Here is an 18,182-nt window from a genome sequence, read left to right on the forward strand (position 1 = left end):
TTATACTATTGCTAATGTCTTCGACATTGGCAATAGTTGCGCAGGAATCAAATTTCAAAATTAGAAATATCAAGTTTAAAAGTGAAGGCGTTTCATTAGCAGGCACAATTTTTACCCCAAAAAAACCTTATGCAGCAGTAATCATTGTTCATGGTTCCGGTCAGGAAAAAAGGTTAATTGAATTTGCTACAAAATTAGCAAGCAAAGGAATTATAGCTTTTACTTATGATAAACGTGGTGTTGGTGAATCTGGCGGGGTTTACGCTGGGCCAGAAGTTGGAACTAATAACATTGATTCTGCTAATCTGAATCTATTAGCAGTTGATGCCAGTTCCGCTACAGAAACTTTATTAGCAAATTTGCCCACCAAACATTTACCAATCGGGCTGATCGGATTTAGTCAGGCTGGTTGGGTAATTCCGCTTGCAGCTGAAAAAAATCATCAGATAAATTTTATGGTATTGTTTAGTGGGCCGGTTGTTACTGCCCGAGAACAACTTAGGTTTCAATTTTTTACACAAGGAAACACAAATTTTTGGGAAACACATAGTGAAAGCGAAATACGCAGTTATATATTGAATGCCCCAGATAGATACCAATTTATAGATACTGATCCTCGTATCGCACTATCAAAGCTTTCAATTCAAGGATTATGGATTTTTGGCGGAAAAGATATTCAGATTCCAACGCAATTATCAATTGAAAACATCGAGCACCTCAAAGATGAAGGTAAAGCTTATGAATATCATTTGTTTAATGATTTGGGCCACAACACAGCACCAGCAGGACATTCAAAACCTTTTGAAATGGTAATTAACTGGATAAAAACTAAGGTGGCTAAAAAATAAATATAATGATATAATAGACAACCATCTTTTTTAAAGATTGGCCTTTATTGGGGCTTATTAATCACCGCAACGGTTAGCCGACTTATACAATTCATTTTGCCTCGTTCATCGTAAATTTTTATATCCCAAATGTGGGTTTTTGCACCGCGATGAATAACAGTACAAATTCCTTTAACTAAACCACTTTTAACCGGACGTAAATGGTTTGCATTTATCTCTAACCCTACAGCTACGTATTTATCAGGATCGATACACATGTAAGATGCAATGCTACCAAGTGTTTCGGCTAAAACTACAGAAGCACCTCCATGTAATATACCCGCTGGTTGATGCGTGCGCTCATCTACAGGCATTGTTCCAACAATAAAATCTGCACCTATTTCTGTAAATTTGATATCCAATAACCCACCAATGTGGTTTTTTGGTCGCCCGTTTAAATCTTCGACAGTAAAATTTTTAAACCACATGATAACGTTCTTTTAAAATACTTACATGATGATTTATATGGCCAGCAACTATAAACAGAATAGATTTTACATTTATTTCTCTTGAAGATGCAACGCCAACACGAATTAATTCTTCATCATTTAAACTGCGAAAAAGGTAAAGATTTGCTTTTCGAAGTGCTGCAAATTCCTCAATCATATCTTCATAATTACGTTCGTTAAAACGGGCATTTAAAACATAATCATCTTCTTCAAAGCCCGGCAAATGCTGTTTTTCATTTCTTGCGAAACAGGTAATTCTATAAGTTAATATGCGTTCAGTATCGATTATATGACCAAGCATTTCTTTTAAAGTCCATTTTCCTTCGGCATAAGCGAAGTTTTCCTTTTCCTTATTGGATTGGAATAAGACAGGAATGCTAAAAATCTGTTCTTCGAGTGTTTCGAAAATATCCTTATCAACCTTACTGATATAAGTTTCGCCCCAAGCTGGGTATTCATTAGGCTGTGGTCGGTTCATATCTTAAACTGCTTTTTAATATAATTCTGAATGTTGTTCCTTTACCAAGCTCTGAATCTTTTACAAAAATTTCTCCGCTATGGTAATTCTCCACAATACGTTTTGTTAAAGATAAACCCAAACCCCAGCCTCTTTTTCTGGTGGTATAACCTGGCTGAAAAACTGCATCAAATTTAGAGCGGGGAATTCCTTTACCAGAATCGGTTACATCAATAAAAACTTGTTCCTTCGCTAAATTTTCGATAATGTTAACTGAAATAGATCCTTCATTTTCTATTGCATTTGCCGCATTTTTCAAGAGATTTTCAATCACCCAGTCGAATAAAGGGATATTTAACATTGCTCTTACCTGTTCATCTCCGGTTATGGTAAATTTAACCTTATCTGAAGTTCTCACCTTAAAATAATCAATAAAATTATTGATGACAACATACACAACATGATCTTCAAGTATTGGCTTCGAGCCTATTTTAGAAAACCGATCGGTAATAATTTCCAAACGCTTGATGTCGTTCTCCATTTCAGCAATTAATGGATCGTCTTCTGCATCGAATTTCGATTTCATAAGCTCTACCCAGGCCATTAATGATGATATCGGTGTGCCGAGTTGGTGCGCAGTTTCTTTTGCCAAACCTACCCAAACATGATCTTGTTCATCTCTCCTTGCCGAGCTAAAGGCAGCATAAGCGGTTAAAAGGAAGAGAAAAATTACCGCCATTTGTATGTAAGGGAAATAGCGAAGTTGGGTTAAAACAAAAGAATCTTTATAGTAGGCCTTATATTCAAGACCAAAAACATTCATTGTTGCAGGCTTGTGCTGCATTTTCATCTTAGTAAGCTGGTTAACAAAATACAAACTATCGTAAATAAGTTTTCCATTATCAGGCCAGATGGATTTAGTACTATCTAAGCCAGATGTTGAAATAATTAATCCCTCATTATTTGTTAATATTACCGGAGTTTTAGTGTTTTGCCTAATGGTTTCAACCATTCCAACTAGTAAATCATTATCCATTAAAAGCATTGAGCGCTCTTGTACCTTAACCCATAATTGAAATTGGTTTGCTTCTTCACGTTCCATTTTTTTAACGAAAGAATCGGTGTAAAACACTGAGGCAATGCCGATTAAAATAGCAAATATGAGAAGGAAAAATTTCCAGCGGCGTTTCTTTTCGTATGGATTCATGCTTTGGGTAGGCAAATTACAATAACAAAACGAAAAAAACACAAAACCATTATGCTTTTTCTAAAACCATCAGGCATTAATAAACAAAGCAAAATAGCGTTATCACATATAAAACCAATGAAAAACCTATCTTTGTGCCAAGCAGAGTGCTTAAAGCTTAGCGCATGGATTTGCCTCCTATCGTTTGCTATAAACACCCTGCTATTTGCTTAATCATGGAAAAAAAAGTTAGAGTAAGATTTGCACCAAGCCCAACCGGAGGCTTGCATTTAGGTGGCGTTCGTACGGCCCTGTTTAATTATTTATTTGCCAAAAAACACAATGGAACTTTTGTTTTACGTGTAGAAGATACCGACCAAACCCGTTTTGTTGAAGGTGCAGAAGAATATATTGCAAACTGTTTAGATTGGTGTGGCATTACGCCGGATGAAAGCCCAAGTAAACCCGGCAATTACGGCCCCTACCGCCAAAGCGAACGCAAACCTAGTTACCGCAAATTTGCAGAGCAATTAATTAGCGATGGTTACGCTTATTATGCATTTGATACTCCAGAAGATTTGGATGCAAAACGTAAGGAAATAGCTAATTTTCAGTACGGGCAGGCTACAAGAATGCAGATGCGTAATTCCTTGACACTTACAATAAGCGAAGTTGAAGAATTATTGGCTGCAAAGACACCTCATGTCATCCGTATTAAAGTTCCTGAAAATGAAAACGTTCATTTTCAGGATTTAATTCGTGGCGATGTAAGTTTTGACACATCAATTGTTGATGATAAGGTTTTGCTTAAAGCCGATGGAATGCCAACTTATCATTTAGCTGTTGTGGTTGATGATAAAGCTATGGAAATCAGTCACGCTTTTCGTGGAGAAGAATGGTTGCCTTCTGCACCAGTTCATATCTTGCTTTGGAAATATTTAGGATGGGAAAATGATATGCCACAATGGGCACATTTACCGCTAATTTTAAAACCAGATGGACACGGAAAATTAAGTAAACGCGATGGAGACAGACTTGGTTTCCCGGTTTATGCAATGAACTGGACAGATCCAAAAACTGGTGATATTACTAAAGGTTTTAAAGAACTTGGTTTTTTACCAGAAGCTTTCGTAAACATGCTTGCACTTTTAGGCTGGAATGATGGTACAGATCAAGAACTTTTCTCTCTTGCAGAACTTGAGCAAAAATTTGATGTAGAAAGAATAAGTAAAGCTGGCGCAAAATTCGATTTTGAAAAGGCAAAATGGTACAATCACGAATGGATTAAGCAGTTACCGGTAGATAGCTTACTGCTGCCTGTAAAAACAGAATTACAAAAAGCAGGCATTGATGTTAAAGATGATGCCTTTTTGAGTACTGTAATAGATTTAATAAAAGATAGGTGCACGTTGTTACCTGATTTTGTTACTCAAAGTCGCTACTTTTTTGCAAGCCCTGCAGAATATGATGTTGCATCTGTTAAACCAAAATGGACACCAGAAAAGGCTGCTTTTTTCAATAGTTTTGCCGAAAGTTTAAAACTAAATGATGCAGTTTCAGCAGAAGCTGATTTTAAATCTTTAGCGGAAGAAAAAGGATTTAAACCAGGCGAATTAATGTTGCCATTCAGAATTATGCTGGTTGGCGGTAAATTTGGCCCGGGTGTTTTTGATATTGCAATATTACTTGGAGTTGAAGAAACCAAAGCTAGAATTTCAAAAGCCATTAATGAGTTTAATAACTAATAAAATTAGAAATATTTGAAAGCCCAGAAATAAAAAATCTGGGCTTTTTATTTTTAAGATTCCCGAAAGGAATAATTCAATACAAAATATCTACTTTAGTATTCGTTTTAAAATTAAGTTTAATCATAAAATATATAACACATGCAGTGGTTTGGTAAAGGAAGTAATAACGTTGAAGACGGCAGAGGCGGAGGTGGCGGCAGAACGGTTTTAGGAGGTGGTGTTGGTATCATCATCGTAGTTTTAGGTTTAATATTCGGTAAAGATTTAACCGGTTTAGTTGGCCAGTTGCCACAAACTGAAAATACTCAAGCGAAACAGGGTGTTCCTGCAAATGATGCGCAAGCTCAGTTTATATCAGGTGTTTTAGAATCAACTGAACAGGTTTGGGATAAGGAATTTCAAAACATGGGTAAAACCTACGAAAAGCCAAAGTTGATGTTATTTGAAGGGCAAGTTCAAACTGCCTGTGGTGGCGCAAGCTCTGCAGTCGGTCCATTTTACTGTCCTGGAGATCATAAAGTTTACATCGATTTATCATTTTATGATGAGCTGAAAAACCGTTTTGGTGCAGCTGGCGATTTTGCTCAGGCTTATGTTATCGCACACGAAGTTGGGCATCATGTTCAAAACATCCTGGGTATATCGGATAGATTACAACAGGCTCGCGGACGATTAAGTGATACCGAATACAATAAGCTATCGGTTAAGTTAGAATTACAAGCAGATTTTTTTGCGGGACTGTGGGCGCATCAGGCGCAAAACCTTAAAGATTTTAGGTTGGATCCTGGTGATATTGAAGAAGCCTTAACCGCAGCTAATGCAATCGGCGATGATAAACTTCAAAAACAAGCCACTGGCGAGGTTACTCCAGATTCATTTACCCACGGAACTTCGCAACAGCGTATGTTTTGGTTTAAAAAAGGTTTTGAAACCGGAGATATAAGTCAAGGAGATACCTTTAACAGCCGAGAATTATAAGCTGCCTCAATCATCCCTAAACATCCTCAAATAAAAATTATTTTAAAACTTTTTATCAGTAGGATTGTTTGTTTACAGTTAAAGCAATATCATGCACAAACCAAACAAATTACTCAGGCTTGCTTAAAGAATTTTTAAAAGATGATCCTTATTGTTGATGACAGGCCTGAAAACCTCATTTCGTTACAAAAAGTGCTTCAAGCTCACAATTTCGAGGTTGAAACGGCATCTTCGGGAGAAGAAGCACTAAAAAAAGTTTTAAAGAATAATTATGTTTTGATTATTCTTGATGTTCAAATGCCTGATATGGATGGCTTTGAAGTTGCTGAAGCCATTTCGGGCTTTAGTAAAGCAAAAGATACCGCAATTATCTTTCTTTCTGCTGTTAATACCGAACTTAAATTTATTACTAAAGGCTACTTAAGTGGCGGCTTAGATTACATAACCAAACCGGTTGATATTAATGTTCTACTCCTTAAAATAAAAACCTTTTACCGCATTTACGAACAGAACAGAAAGCTTTCTGAAATTCAGGAAAAATTACTTGAAGAAATTGAATTTCGTAAGCAGGCAGAACATAAAAAAGATGAATTTATCAGCATTGCGAGCCACGAGTTAAAAACACCATTAACAAGCGTTAAAGGCTATATTCAACTACTTCAGCGAAGCTTAAATCGTGATGATAAAACAATGGCTCAAAACCATTTGGAAAAGGCAAGCATCCAACTGGAAAAACTTAATGAATTGATTGTTGATTTGCTGGATATCTCAAAGATAGAAAGTGGTAAGTTAAAGTTTAACATGCAGTCGTTTTGCGCTGATAATATGTTAAATAATGCAATTGAGATGTTGCAGCAATCTAACCCTGATTTTAAAATACACAAGATTGGGCAAACGCAGGAAATGGTTTTTGCCGATGAAATGAGGATTGAACAAGTTGTTATAAACTTCATAACAAATGCAATTAAATATTCTCCAGGAACCAACCAAATTAATGTAAGCATAAATATTCTTGATGAAAAGCTTTATCTGGCGGTTAAAGATTTTGGCATCGGAATTCCGAAAGAACAACAAAGCAAAATCTTCGATAAATTTTATCGAGTAGAGGAAAATAGTAACCGTTTTAATGGTTTAGGTATTGGTCTTTACATTTGTTCAGAAATAATTAAACGCCATGGCGGTAGTATTGGCGTAAAAAGCGCCAAAGATGAAGGCTCGGAGTTTTACTTTATCATCCCAATTAACCAGCCTGATAACACAACAGATAATCCCGAATAATATTAAATGAAAACAACTCTTAAAAATAATTTACGTTTAGGTCTTGGACTTTCGTTAATTATTCTTTTCATAAGTTCTCTTGCTTCTTATCTTAGTATTAGCAACCTTATTAAAAGCACCGAACTTGTTAAGCACAGCGATGAAGTAATTCTCGATGCAGAAAGAATTATTTCTTCTCTTAAAGATGCCGAAACCGGGCAAAGAGGGTTTTTATTAACAGGAAACAAAGTATTCTTACAGCCTTACTATGGCGCAAGTGATACCGCAGCATTAATTTTAAGCCGCATTGAAGCCGCAACTAAGGATAATGCTACACAGCAAAAAAATGTTGCCGAACTCCGGGAAATTCTACGTAAGCGCATGGGCATTATTAAGTCTACAGTAGAAATTAAAACTGTTGGTGGGGCCATTGATCCAACGGTTTTGTTTCAGGGTAAGGTTTACATGGACAGTGCCCGAGCCACTGTTTCAAAAATGGTTAAAGAAGAAAAACGTCTGCTTGATTTTAGAACAGCAGAACTAAATAAACTCACATCTTACACGCCTATTCTCATAATTATTGCCGCATTACTTGCTATTTTAATTACCCTATTTTTCTACAGAAAAGTTTCTGTTGATTTTGATGAACGTGTTAAACTTCAGCAAGAAATAGAAAGCAAGAAATATGAAATGGAAAAGCGCATTGTTGCCATTAAAGAAATTGCGCACCAAATTTCGGATGGTAACTATGGCGTTAAAATGGAAGGGCAGACTAAAGACGATATTGGTGAGCTGGCAGAATCGCTAAATACAATGTCTTTCTCTTTGAAGAAATCTTTCGATACACTTGCCGAAAACGAATGGTTACAAACAGGTGTAGCTAACCTAAATGTAAAAATGGTTGGCGAAAAAGATATTTTCAATTTAGCTGATGATATTATAGAGTTTTTGGCCGTTTACACAAATAGCCAAATTGGTGCAATTTATTTATTTAAGGATGATGGTTATCTTCACTTAAAAGGTCAGTATGCTTTAAGGAAGGACCAGTTGCCAGCAACGCTTGAGGTTGGACAAGGCCTTGTTGGACAAGCTGTAAAATCGGGCAAACCAATTGTATTAAACGAGATTCCGGATAATGAATTAACTATCATTTTCTCATCAGGGAAAATTACACCGGCTCAGTTATTAATATTACCAATAATAAGAAATGGAATTACAATTGGTGGTTTAGAATTAGGTTCTATTTCTGCAATTGGCGAAATACAAAGACACTTCCTAAATTTAGTATTATCTGATGTTGGCTCAGCATTACTTGCAGCTCAAAACCGGATGAAATTACAGCAGCTTTTAGAAGAAACGCAGACACAATCTGAAGAATTGCAAGTTCAACACGAAGAGCTTGAAGGAATGAATGCCGAATTGGAAGCGCAAGCCCAAAAACTTCAGGCATCAGAAGAAGAATTGCGTGTTCAACAAGAAGAATTACTGCAGAGCAACCAGGAACTGGAAGAAAGAAGCAGCTTGCTTGAAGAGAAAAATGAGCTCATTGAAGAGCGAAATGTAGAAATTCAACAAAAGGCAGAAGCATTGGAGTTAAGTACGAGATATAAATCTGAGTTTCTTGCAAACATGTCGCATGAGCTGCGTACTCCATTAAACTCAATCTTATTACTATCCCGATTAATGGCTGAAAATGAGGCTATGGATAAAGAACATCAGGAATATGCTGAGGTTATCCAAAGCTCTGGACAAGGTTTATTAAGCCTGATTGATGAGATTCTCGATTTATCGAAAATTGAAGCTGGTAAAATGGAGCTTGATAGAAGCAATGTTAGCATAGATAGCATAATTAAAAACCTAACATCTCTTTTCAATCCATTAGCTAAAGAAAAAAGCCTAACACTTATTATCGATAAAACAGATACTGTACCCGAATTTTTCCATACTGATAAAATGAGGTTGGAACAAATTTTGAAGAATTTACTATCAAATGCAATAAAATTTACGGCGCAAGGTTCGGTTAGGTTAAACATTAGCAAAAATGAAAAATTGAATGCCTTAGCATTCAAAGTTACAGATACAGGTGTAGGCATTTCGCTAGATAAGCAAGCAATTGTATTTGAAGCTTTTCAGCAAGCTGACGGCTCTACCAGACGTAAATTTGGCGGAACGGGTTTAGGTTTATCAATTAGTAGAGAACTGGCTAAGTTACTTGGCGGACACATTGAATTAAAAAGCGCCGAAGGCGAAGGAAGTATATTTACCCTAACTTTGCCAATCGACAAAAACAAAGGCTTGGAAATTGAGGAAAAAGTGACAGTAAAACCCATAATTATCAACCCAGAAGTTCAAACTCCCAAGATTAAAAATCTTACGGTTTCGAACATTCCGCAAGAGGTAGATGATGATAGGCATAACATCCAACCAGATGATAAAATAATTTTAATTATTGAGGATGATACACCGTTCGCCAAAACGTTATTAGATTTCACCAGAAAAAGAAATTATAAAGGTTTAGTTGCGGTACGCGGAGATGTTGGTATTGAAATGGCTAAAGCCTTTAAACCTATTGCAATTTTATTAGATATTCAGCTGCCGATAAAAGATGGGTGGCAGGTTATGGAAGAACTTAAATCAGACCCTGAAACGCGTCCGATTCCGGTTCACATTATGTCTTCGCTTCAGGTTAAAAAAGAAAGTTTACTTAAAGGTGCCGTCGATTTTATAAACAAGCCTTTTGCATTTGAACACATGCAAGAGATATTCCAAAAACTGGAACATGCTTTAAGTCGCCACCCTAAAAAGGTTTTAATTGTAGAAGAAAATGAGCAGCATGCAAAAGCTTTGAGCTATTTCTTAAGTAATTTTAACATCCAAACGGAAATCGTAAATCAGGTTAGCGAAGGGGTTTCTGCATTACATAAGCCTGATGTTAACTGCGTAATACTTGATATGGGCATTCCCGATAAAAATGCTTACGAAACTTTAGAGCTCGTTAAAAAAACACCTGGATTAGAAAACTTACCAATTATTATTTTCACAGGTAAAAATTTATCTAAAGGAGAAGAAAACAGAATTAAGCAATATGCAGATTCAATTGTTGTAAAAACGGCTCATTCATATCAGCGAATATTAGATGAAGCTGGTTTATTTTTGCACTTGGTTGAAGAAAAAAGCAAAGACAAAGTTAAAAAACCAGGCAGATTTACAGAATTGCAAGATGTTTTAAAAGGTAAAACGGTTTTAGTGGCTGATGATGATGTTCGAAATATTTTTTCGTTAACGAAAATGTTAGAGCAACACAATATGCACGTAATTGCTGCAACAGATGGAAAAGAAGCACTCAAATTGCTGGATGAAAACCCAACTGTTGATGTTGTTTTAATGGATATGATGATGCCGCAATTGGATGGATACGAAACCACTACAGCAATAAGGCAAAATCATAAATATCATAATTTACCTATCTTAGCCGTTACAGCAAAAGCAATGATGGGCGATAGAGAAAAATGCATTGCTGCAGGCGCATCAGATTATATCAGTAAACCAGTCGATATGGATCAGCTGGTAAGCTTGTTGCGAGTTTGGTTATACGAAAATCATCATAAATCTTAATACTATTTACCTTATGCCTCAAAAATTAATACTTATAATTGATGATGATAATCGAAACATTTTTGCATTAAAAGCTGTTCTAAAATCAAAGGGTTTTGGCTGTTTATCTGCTCCGAGTGCACAAGAAGGCTTTTCAATTATAGAGAATAGTGGGAAAGTTTCTGTTGTACTAATGGATATGATGATGCCCGACATGGACGGATATCAGGCAATGGCAGCAATGAAAAAATCAGAGAAAATGCGAAACATTCCGGTTTTGGCTGTTACTGCGCAAGCAATGGTTGGCGATAAAGAACGCTGCCTTAGCGCCGGTGCATCTGGTTATGTTTCTAAACCTATTGATATTGATGAGTTAATGTTGCAAATAGAAGAGGTTACAAATAAGTGATTGGTGATACAATAGATAACGAACAAGTAGAATTGTTACTAAATGATGTGCTGGAAGTTTATGGTTACGACTTTCTTGAGTATTCGCATGCATCAATAAAAAGGAGAATTTCCAGACTTTACGGTTTAGATAATTTTGTAAGCTTTGCCGAGTTTAGGTACACAGTTAAAACTGATAAAAAATATTTTAAACGTTTTTTAGAAGAAATTACGGTTAACGTTACAGAAATGTTTCGCGATCCTTCGTTTTACAAGGCACTTAGAAATGATGTTTTACCTGCATTAGGCACTTATCCATTTATACGAATTTGGGTAGCTGGTTGCTCTACAGGAGAGGAAGCTTATTCTTTAGCAATTTTGCTTCAAGAGTTAAACCTGCTAAATAAAAGCTTAATCTATGCCACTGATATTAATCCATCAGTTTTAGAAAAAGCAAAAAAAGGGATGTTTCCTATCAATTACCTAAAAGCCTATTCTGAAAACTACCTTCAATCTGGCGGAGCTAAAGATTTTTCATCATATTATACTGCTAATTATTCGCTAGCAAAATTTGATGAAACCTTAAGCTCGAAAATGATTTTTTCTACACATAATCTTGTTTCCGATCGTTCTTTCAACGAATTTCAGTTAATATTATGCCGCAATGTTCTAATCTATTTTGATAAGGATTTACAACATAAAGTTTTTCAGCTATTTGATAGTAGTTTGGAAAACTTGGGTTATCTGGCGCTTGGAAGTAAGGAAAGTTTAGATTTTTGGCCAAAAGCAAAAGGTTATAAAAGAATCAGAACAGAGAAAATATGGCGCAAACTGTAAATCAAAATACGTATAGTGCCTTAGTTATTGGTGGTTCTGCCGGTAGTTTGGATGTTTTACTTGAGATTTTTCCTCTGTTGGATGGCAATCTCAGCCTTCCAATTATTTTGGTTACACACAGAAAATCTGGCAGTGATTCTTTGTTAAGCGATTTACTACAAAGCAGAACAATTTTAAAAGTTCATGAAATTGAGGAAAAGCAGGAAATTTTACCTGGCCACGTTTACATTGCCCCAGCCGACTATCATCTGTTAATTGAACAAAATCATACTTTTTCTTTAGATTATTCTGAAAAAATAAACTATTCCCGCCCATCCATCGATGTTACCTTTCAATCTGCTGCCGAGGTATTTAAACAAAAATTAGTTTGTATTTTACTTTCCGGTTCAAATGCAGATGGTGTTAATGGCCTAAAAATTGTAAACAATTTCGGCGGTTTGGTGGTTATACAAAATCCTAAAACAGCAATTATGCCATATATGCCTCAACAGGCATTAAACGATGTTAAACCATCTACAGTTTTGCACAGTTATGAAATGGCAGATTTTATAAATTCATTAAATAATAAAAAGGATTAAATCCGATTATTCAAGAAAGATTATGGCCGATATTAAAAAAGTATTTGTGTTTGATGACAACAGAGATATTCTTGATTTATGTACATTCATACTGGAAGATGCCGGATATGAAATTAAAACATCTGAAAGTGCCGATGAAATTGAGCGTCAGGTTTCTGAATATATGCCCGATATAATTTTTATGGATAACTGGCTACCAGAATTGGGTGGAGTTGAAGCAACCAAGGCAATTAAAAGTCACCCTGAACTAAAGCACATTCCTGTTATATATTTTTCCGCAAACAACGATATATCTTCGCTCGCAAAGCAAGCCGGTGCTGATAGTTATTTATCTAAGCCTTTTGATATCGCTTCGTTAGAGGCAATTGTAAAGAAACATTTAAGCTAATTTAGCTTTTACCCCAAATTCTCGTATTCAGATCGAGTTCTTGCACAATTTCGTACATAAATTTAATTGCAGCAATATCCTGATTAAGCATTTCGGGCTTGAGCAAACTTTTAAATACTGGCGCCTCGAAATAATTTCTATCCAAAGGAAAAGCAATATTCATTCTATTATTAATAAACGATAAGGAGATTGTATTCTTCGAATTGCTATTCAATTTTAAAATCCTTTCCATCATAGCTGGCGTTAGAATATAGCGGGCTTCAACCTGATCAGTACTATTTGTGGTAAATGCCTCATTAAAGGCGCTGTTTTCAAGTTCTACTAAAGTATTACCTCCAAAAGAAAAAACATTTTTTGAAAACCAAGCACCCATTCTACCAAATAAATCTTTTGGTCTCACTACCGTAACAGCCTTAAAGTTTTTATTAAAATCTGCAACGAAAATTATGCCCTTAAAAATGTCGTGCCATTCTGTTCGGGTACCATTTTTTGTTTGTACCTGCGTTTTGTACTCGGCGTGCACTTCTGCAAAGTAAAAACTTGTTCTATCAGCTTTGCCACTAATTAAATCTTCACTTTGGTAACGATCTGGTTCTTGCGTAAAAAGCTGGGTAATTTCAAATTCGTTAGATGGAATACCCAAACCAGGCTGAATGGTTAAACTTTCGTTTATATTTTTAAGTGCACCACCAATAACCTCAATTTTAAAAGCCTGCTTGTAGGCTACTAGTTCGTCGGAAATTCTGTAAAGTAATACACCACCGTAAATCGCCGGCACCAAACCGATTAAAAGCGCAAAGCCGCCTAAGCCAAAATAGAAGCTGGCAATAGTTAAGATAACTGCAATTACTATAAAAACATAACCCTTTTTTTGGGTTGATGCGATTTTCTCGCGGTTTACCTCTAAAGCTGCTAATACATTTTGCAAGGTTGCATTATTTGCAATCTTTACCATTAATTATTAAAAAGTTCTTTGGCACTGATATTTTTGCGTTCCTCTTCTGCCGTGGCTAGTACAGGCGTTGGGTGGAAATTTAACATGCCCGCAAACATATTTCCAGGAAACATCATAATTGCATTATTGTAATCGGTTACAGCAGAATTATACGTTCTTCTGGCCGCAGCGATTTGCTCCTCACTCTCCGTCCAGGTGGTTTGTAAATTAATAAAGTTTTGGTTGGCTTTTAAATCCGGGTAGTTTTCTACATTTACCATTAAACCCTTTACGCTTGAACTTAACTGAGCATCTATTTGTACTTTTTCAGCATTGCTAACAGATGGTGCTGTAGCTTTTGCACGTAACTCTACAATTTTTGTTAAAGTAGATTGTTCGTAATTGGTATATTGTTTAACCGTTTCTACAAGGTTCGGAATTAAATCAAAGCGTTTTTTTAACATCACATCAATAGCAGAAAATGCATTGATAACTTGATTTTTTTTACCGATTAAAGAGTTATAAAAGAATATTCCGAACAAGAAAATTACAGCAATAATAATGAGGGCAATAATCATAGGTTTTTAGTTTTACGTTTGTGATATAAATATATGAAAAGGATTTATTTATTACCCAACCTTTTAAGTTGCATTTCCCTTTGTTTGCGGCGATCTAATCTCTTTTTCTTGCGTAAATCATGGCTTGCTTTCATAGCTTTAAAATTATCAATGTGCGCCTTCATTTCCTTCTGCTTTTCCTCGGTTAAGCCAACGCTATGTTTTATACCTAAAAAAAGGCTTTTCCAAATCATGCTGAAGAAGGAGGTATTTTGCGGCCGCTGATAATCTACCGTTGCTGTAATAAACTTTCCATCAGGACCAGGATTTTCTGCATTAATAATTAAAGCGTTCGCTAAAATGGATAATAAACCTCTAGTAACCAGGTGGTCTTTTTCCGGATCATTTTTCATCAAAGCAACTGATAAATCAAAATATGAGAAATCAACCTTTCCTTTCGAGCCAAAATCATCAGCCTTGAAATTGAATTGAAGGCGGTTAACATTTCCTCTATTAATCCTAACCAAACCCAAAGGCTTCGTAATTTGATTTAAAACCCTTGCATTAAAATTTTGCAAAATACCATTGTAAGAAAAATTGCCTATCCTTGAAGCCAAATCAAATTTAAAATCCAAATCCAATTTACCCTGACCAAGCAAATAGGTACTTAAGTTTGCCTGCATAATTGGCTTTTTGGCTTTTACATTAGCGATATTGGTTACGTTGCTAATTACCCCTGATGTATGTTCAAACGAAATTCGCCCTCTTTGCTGGCTTTCTTCATTATAAACAGCGTAACTTATATCAATGTCTTTAAGCTTAATTTTATCTATTAATATGGGAGCTGGAATGTTCTGCAAAAGCTGATGTGGGTACTTGCCTATCCTACTTTCTTTTTCTTGTTTGGGCAAGCTATTATCATTAAAAACTGTGATGTAGCCATTTGCTATAGCCATTTCCTTTGCTCTTAACTCCTGCTTGCTGATATAAAGTGGCAGATTTATTCCATTTAATGCAATATTATTCATTGAAATATTAAATCTATCCTTTGAATAACCTGCAACCTTCCCAAACTTCATTTCATCGTACTTTGGTTCGAGCGCAAATTTATTTACGCTTAATCTTCCTGTCGAAGCCCTGAAATCGAGCTGGTTCAGCTTAATGTTATACATACTATCCGGTGTTGCATAACTATAATTTTTGAGATTTAGCAACACGTCTTTAAGCAAATAAAATCTTGTAGAATCTTCGAAAGAAGTAGAATCAACCAATAAATCAACTAGAGTGATGTTAAAATCGTCAATAGAGAAAATATCAAATTTGTTTACATTTTTGTTAACATAGTTAAATGTTGCATCTCTAAAAAGGATTTTTTTTATACTGAATTCTTTTAAACTTTTAGAAATAAACGCATATGGCGACTTGATGGGTTTTGCCGCTCTATTTTCATTAAAATCCAGCTGTCTGTTCACCATATAAACTTCCGGATTATCAAATAAAATTTCATCAATCTGAAGCTTTTTTTGTCTGTAAAGAACAAGCGGATGAAAGTGTTTAACCGCAAGTTTTTTTAAAGAAACCGTATAAAGATTATTTGGCGCACGCTTTAAAGCAACCAATTGATTATAGCGATTGGTATCAGCAGAGATTTTTACATCTTGTAAAGTTGCGCTTCCCGTAAAAATGTTTGTGCTTACTTTACTAAATGTTATTGTATAAAGGCTATCGGTAGAATTGTATAGTAAAGTTTTTATTTGTTGCGTAAGCAGCGGGCGAGATTTAACATTTAGATACCAAGCTATGCTTGCAAGTACAGAAAAAAGAACAAGTAAACTTACTCCAACCCATTTAAAAATTGTAAAACGTCGTTTTCTTGTTGCAGGCATCAAAAATTACTGGGATTGTGTGTTTGTCATAGCAATATACATTTAAAACATATTGCTTAAAAGTATCATCCTAATTTTTTTTTTTTTTCGCTTTACGAGCTTCCCGTCGATCTACTCTTTTCTGCTCTCTTATCTTTTTGGCGGTTACTTTTTGTTGCTTTACTGGATCTTTTTCTGGCACAATACCTACACCAACAATATCCTTAATGCCAACAAAAACGGTTTTCCACATGAGGTTAAAAAACGAAGCAGAATTTATTCTTGTATTGGTCATTGTTGCCGTTCTTGGTGCTTCGCCTTTCTTGGGGTTTTCGTCTTTAACTAAAATTGTATTCGCTAAAAATGATAACAAACCTTTTTCCTTGGTACCTTTACCATCAATATTATCAGATAATAATTTAACCTTCAAATTGTTATAAAGCATACTCATTGAGCCAGATGCTGAACGTAAATTCCCATTAGCTTTAAAACTAACTTTTTGAACATTTCCACTTTCAATTTCGATTAAGCCAAGGTTTTTTGATAGAGAATTAAGTTTTCTTAAATCGAATTTTGCCAAGCTTCCACTGTAACTGAAGGCTCCATTTTTATCTGTAAGGTTGAAATCTATTCTAACATTTAATTTCCCGCTACCCATTAAAAGCGAGTTAAAATCTGCCATAGCGTGGTTGTTTTTTGCAAGTCTCAAGCTATCATTAGTTACATTTAAAATGTTACCGCTAAGCGATTTAAACTCAACTGCTCCTGTTTTTTTGCTTGCAGGATTATATTCTGAATATTTTAAATTAACATTCTTTAAACTAACTGTATCGATGATTGTTGGCACGTTTAACCTTTTTAAAGCCATGTGCGGAAAATTTCTGCCCTTGTCAAATCCAGGTGGCGGTGGCGATTCTCTGCTCATAAAAACCTCAACATTTCCAGGCCCTATTTTTAACGATTTTGCCTGAAGTTTTTGGTCGGTATTTAGGCCAATAAAATCAACACCATTGAATTCAATCTTCTCGAAAGATAAATCATATCTGTCTTTTTGAACTTTGTATTTTCTGGCAAAAGTTAACTCAGGATAGAGTGGCGTAAGTTTAAACCCTTTTACGGTAAGCTGTTTTGAAGCTGTAGAACCTAAAATTGTATCCACTTTTATCGAATACATTTTATCTTTTGTTATCGATTTATAACCGGCTAACTTAAATGAAATATCCTTTGTGTAATAAAACCTTGAAGTATCATTTCCAGACAGTGAATCTAAAAGAAAATCCTTCACATTTATATCCAAATGCTTAATGGAGTTTTTGGTTTTCTTTGCGCCGCTTTTATTAATGTAGTCAAAATTTGCATCTACAATTTTTACCGAATGAACCCGAATAGATTTTAGTGACTTGGAGATTTGCTCATAAAGTGTTTTTTCAACCTTTGCTGTATCAGGTTTCTTAGGCACTTTATTAAAAATCATATTTATGGATGGTTTATCGAGCAAAATTTCATTTACATCAACACGTTTTTTAAAGTAAGCAGTTAACAAACTTACCCTCGTAACTTGGAGTTTTTTTAATTTTAGTTCGAAGGTATGTGCAGGCGCAAGTTTTAAGGTTTTTAAACTATCAAAAACTAATGTATCGGGCGTTAGGGTTACATCGCGAAGCGCCAAACTACCGGTAATTACATTTAAATTAATGCTTTTAAAATCAATTTTATATAGATGATTGGAGCCTTTGTAAACGCCATCCTTGATTTTTTCTGTTAAAATCGGTTTCCAGCGGGCGCTGATAAACATTGCGGCGAAAGCTAAAATCAAAATTAAGCCCGCCAAAATACTGGCAATCCAAATTCCGATTCTATTTTTATTTCGAGCTGTCATTGAAAATGGTGTATCGCTATCTAACAGATTAAGTTAAAAAAGGTTTTTGCTTTAACATTGGTTAAAAATTTCTATTTGCAGATAATCGTCGTTCCCTTGAAAAAAAGGAATCTTAAAGTAATGGAAAAGTACGCCCAACTAATGCAGTAAGATGCCCAGTCAAGGTGAGCATGACGATAGTACAGCAAACAAAAAAGCCCT

General features: G+C 35.4%; 16 protein-coding genes. 9 read left to right on the forward strand and 7 right to left on the reverse strand.

From position 1 onward, the window contains the following. Window positions 1-14 precede the first annotated feature (14 nt). Window positions 15-848: an alpha/beta hydrolase family protein gene (locus QWY86_RS07995; protein ID WP_290240653.1), complete on the forward strand. Its 834-nt coding sequence runs from the start codon at window positions 15-17 to the stop codon at window positions 846-848. A gap of 44 nt (window positions 849-892) precedes the next feature. On the opposite strand, the gene QWY86_RS08000 is transcribed toward QWY86_RS07995, so the two are convergent. From QWY86_RS08000 to QWY86_RS08010, 3 genes are read right to left on the reverse strand one after another with little or no spacing between them, the layout of a single operon-like run. Beyond that, window positions 893-1,315 carry a hotdog fold thioesterase gene (locus tag QWY86_RS08000; RefSeq protein WP_290240656.1) on the reverse strand — a complete coding sequence of 141 codons (423 nt, stop codon included), beginning with the start codon at window positions 1,313-1,315 and terminating at the stop codon, window positions 893-895. Further along, window positions 1,305-1,814, reverse strand: a complete 510-nt coding sequence (locus tag QWY86_RS08005; protein WP_290240658.1) for a DinB family protein — start codon at window positions 1,812-1,814, stop codon at window positions 1,305-1,307. The genes QWY86_RS08000 and QWY86_RS08005 overlap by 11 nt, the downstream gene beginning before the upstream one ends. After that, window positions 1,795-3,000, reverse strand: a complete 1,206-nt coding sequence (locus tag QWY86_RS08010) for a sensor histidine kinase (protein ID WP_290240660.1) — start codon at window positions 2,998-3,000, stop codon at window positions 1,795-1,797. The genes QWY86_RS08005 and QWY86_RS08010 overlap by 20 nt, the downstream gene beginning before the upstream one ends. 215 nt (window positions 3,001-3,215) lie before the next feature. On the opposite strand from QWY86_RS08010, the gene gltX reads away from it, so the two are divergent. The 8 genes from gltX (at window position 3,216) to QWY86_RS08050 (ending at window position 12,746) form a co-directional block, all read left to right on the forward strand. After that, window positions 3,216-4,724: a glutamate--tRNA ligase gene (gene gltX, locus QWY86_RS08015; RefSeq protein WP_290240663.1), complete on the forward strand. Its 1,509-nt coding sequence runs from the start codon at window positions 3,216-3,218 to the stop codon at window positions 4,722-4,724. A 141-nt stretch (window positions 4,725-4,865) separates the two neighbouring features. Next, on the forward strand, window positions 4,866-5,705 hold the full coding sequence (ypfJ, locus tag QWY86_RS08020; RefSeq protein WP_290240665.1) for a KPN_02809 family neutral zinc metallopeptidase: 840 nt from the start codon (window positions 4,866-4,868) through the stop codon (window positions 5,703-5,705). A gap of 141 nt (window positions 5,706-5,846) precedes the next feature. Then, window positions 5,847-6,983, forward strand: a complete 1,137-nt coding sequence (locus QWY86_RS08025) for a hybrid sensor histidine kinase/response regulator (RefSeq protein ID WP_290240667.1) — start codon at window positions 5,847-5,849, stop codon at window positions 6,981-6,983. A gap of 6 nt (window positions 6,984-6,989) precedes the next feature. Then, window positions 6,990-10,577, forward strand: a complete 3,588-nt coding sequence (locus QWY86_RS08030; protein ID WP_290240670.1) for a response regulator — start codon at window positions 6,990-6,992, stop codon at window positions 10,575-10,577. 13 nt (window positions 10,578-10,590) lie between these two features. Beyond that, on the forward strand, window positions 10,591-10,965 hold the full coding sequence (locus QWY86_RS08035; protein ID WP_290240673.1) for a response regulator: 375 nt from the start codon (window positions 10,591-10,593) through the stop codon (window positions 10,963-10,965). Next, on the forward strand, window positions 10,962-11,780 hold the full coding sequence (locus QWY86_RS08040; protein WP_290240676.1) for a CheR family methyltransferase: 819 nt from the start codon (window positions 10,962-10,964) through the stop codon (window positions 11,778-11,780). Before QWY86_RS08035 ends, QWY86_RS08040 begins: the two co-directional genes overlap by 4 nt. Then, the gene (locus QWY86_RS08045; protein WP_290240677.1) at window positions 11,765-12,358 is read left to right on the forward strand and encodes a chemotaxis protein CheB; all 594 of its coding nucleotides are present in this window, start codon (window positions 11,765-11,767) and stop codon (window positions 12,356-12,358) included. Before QWY86_RS08040 ends, QWY86_RS08045 begins: the two co-directional genes overlap by 16 nt. Window positions 12,359-12,380: 22 nt before the next feature. Continuing rightward, a complete protein-coding gene (locus QWY86_RS08050; RefSeq protein ID WP_290240680.1) occupies window positions 12,381-12,746 on the forward strand; it encodes a response regulator in 366 nt (121 codons plus the stop codon). Between the two features lies 1 nt (window position 12,747). On the opposite strand, the gene QWY86_RS08055 is transcribed toward QWY86_RS08050, so the two are convergent. The 4 genes from QWY86_RS08055 to QWY86_RS08070 all read right to left on the reverse strand — a co-directional run bounded on the left by QWY86_RS08055 (window position 12,748) and on the right by QWY86_RS08070 (window position 17,981). Further along, on the reverse strand, window positions 12,748-13,701 hold the full coding sequence (locus QWY86_RS08055; protein ID WP_290240681.1) for a DUF3137 domain-containing protein: 954 nt from the start codon (window positions 13,699-13,701) through the stop codon (window positions 12,748-12,750). Continuing rightward, entirely contained in the window at window positions 13,701-14,258 is a 558-nt protein-coding gene (locus QWY86_RS08060; protein WP_290240683.1) for a LemA family protein, read from the reverse strand. Before QWY86_RS08060 ends, QWY86_RS08055 begins: the two co-directional genes overlap by 1 nt. Window positions 14,259-14,302: 44 nt before the next feature. Further along, window positions 14,303-16,123, reverse strand: coding sequence for a hypothetical protein (locus QWY86_RS08065; RefSeq protein WP_290240685.1), 1,821 nt, complete (start codon window positions 16,121-16,123; stop codon window positions 14,303-14,305). A 70-nt stretch (window positions 16,124-16,193) separates the two neighbouring features. Then, window positions 16,194-17,981, reverse strand: coding sequence for an AsmA family protein (locus QWY86_RS08070; RefSeq protein WP_290240687.1), 1,788 nt, complete (start codon window positions 17,979-17,981; stop codon window positions 16,194-16,196). Window positions 17,982-18,182: the final 201 nt, after the last annotated feature.

Origin of the sequence: Pedobacter aquatilis (assembly GCF_030409415.1) — a bacterium.
GTDB lineage: Bacteria > Bacteroidota > Bacteroidia > Sphingobacteriales > Sphingobacteriaceae > Pedobacter > Pedobacter aquatilis.